The sequence below is a fragment of the Halomonas elongata genome, from assembly GCF_029081005.1.
GTDB classification, from domain to species: Bacteria; Pseudomonadota; Gammaproteobacteria; order Pseudomonadales; family Halomonadaceae; genus Halomonas; species Halomonas elongata_B.
This window is the reverse complement of record NZ_JAJQTQ010000154.1, coordinates 1-296: the sequence shown is the minus strand read 5'-3', so window position 1 is coordinate 296 and position 296 is coordinate 1. Positions and strand designations below refer to the sequence as shown.

Below are 296 nucleotides of genomic sequence, written 5' to 3'. Positions count from 1 at the left end.
GTCTGGGTGCGCAGCACGGTGCGCGTCTTGTGCTCGGGCAGCGAGTACGGCGGGGTGTTCACCGCGTGGTGGGTGCGTCCGGTGACGATCGGTTGATCCGGGTCACCCTCCAGGAAGGAGACGATCACCTCGTGGCCGATCCGGGGGATGGCCTGGAAGCCGTAGCCACCCCCGGCCCAGCCCTGGCTGACGCGCAGCCAGGCGCTGGCGGTCTCGTTGGGCTCGGCGTAGCGGTCCCAGGGGAACTGCACCTTGACCCGGCCGTGCGCGTCGCAATAGATCTCTTCGCCCTCGGG

At 69.9% G+C, this 296-nt stretch carries 1 protein-coding gene; it reads right to left on the bottom strand.

Annotated features, from left to right (window positions below; all coding sequences use genetic code 11):
* Positions 1 to 296 (bottom strand): type VI secretion system tip protein TssI/VgrG (tssI, locus tag LU493_RS19880; RefSeq protein ID WP_275289519.1); only part of this gene is annotated, 296 nt, incomplete at both ends.